Raw genomic sequence first — 1,370 nt, forward strand, 5'->3', positions numbered from 1 at the left:
CAGGGGCTGATCTTCAGCGGCGGGGATATGCAGGCCAATGTGGGGAGTTTGACCAACCTCAAGGGCGACTTGTACGGCCTTGGTAACGTAGTGATCGGCGGTTACGGTGGCGCTGTTCGGGCCACTGATGTTTACAACATCTCCGGCTCAATGGAGAGCGGCGGGGCATTCACCCTCAACGCTGATCGGTTTGAGAATCGTACTGATGGCAGCTTGGCGTCTAGTAGGCGAAAGTTAGTATCGGGTTTTATCGCTGCTATGTGTAATGACTGTACAGGGGGGGAGCACGTTCTTACTCTGGCTGTTCGTGAGAACTACGAGAGTGTTGAAAATGATATAAGTGCCTCAGCACTGCTTAGATCCGGTAAGGATTTCGTTTTTCAGGGTGGCAGCTTTCTCAATAGTAAAAGTGTTGTGAGTGCTGGCGGTAATATCAATATAAATGCCAGCAGTCTGCAGAACATTGGTGCGCAGAGCGGGACCATAGAGCGCACGCTTATTGTGAATGCTGTGATGTCAAGTGGCGAAACCCAAGGGTATTATTCCAATGTGCTGGTGCCCTATAATCAAAGAAACAATCCAGATTTTCCTTATGAATATTATCTTGATGTGGCAAACAATATTCATAAAGCCAAACCTGTCTCGGTGCAAATGGATTGGGGAGATGGTTATATAGAACCGTGGGTGGCTCTCAGAGACGTTGAAACGGGCGTTGATGTTCACACAATCGGTAGATATAACATCGTAATGACTGGGCTTCAGCCTGGTTTCGAGGAAACAACGCTATCCCAGTATGATCCGAACAATTTGCTTGAATTGCCGAGCCAGTTCTCCACATATATATTGGTGAGCGATATTGAAGTCGCCAAAGACAGCAATTCAGCAGGTACAGGTAGCGGTCGTAATGCCGTTATCCAGGCGGGTGGCAATGTGTCGATCACGGCCGCCCAGACCCTGGAAAACAGCGTTATTCATCAGGATTACAGTCAGGCTGGAGGCACCAGTAAGGTCGTCGATACCAAAGTAAATGGTATCGGAACCTCCGTTATCAGGCTCAACAGCCAACTACCGCCTGATCTGTCCCAACAACAAGTCAATCCACTGACCCTGCCAGGCTTCAGCCTGCCTACCGGCCAGAACGGCCTGTTCCGCCTGAGTACCCAGACCGGCAGTAACGTCGCCGCCACCCAAACCAGCACTGCGCCCCAAAACTGGACACTCGGCAGTGCCAGCGTGTCGGTCGCCCAGCGCGAGCAGACCGTTTCCGACACCCAGGCCAGAGCCCTCCAGTTCGGGACCGCCGGGCAGGTTTCGACCGCCACTCGCCAACTGGCTGACGTGGTCCGTCAGAACTCGGGCTTGAGCGCCAA

1 pseudogene is annotated in these 1,370 nt (G+C 52.3%); it reads left to right on the plus strand.

The window, feature by feature from the left end:
- Positions 1-1,370: pseudogene (locus K5D32_RS25695) on the plus strand (adhesin); the annotation flags it as partial.

It is taken from the genome of Pseudomonas cichorii (genome assembly GCF_019719005.1).
In the GTDB taxonomy this organism is placed as follows: Bacteria; Pseudomonadota; Gammaproteobacteria; order Pseudomonadales; family Pseudomonadaceae; genus Aquipseudomonas; species Aquipseudomonas cichorii_E.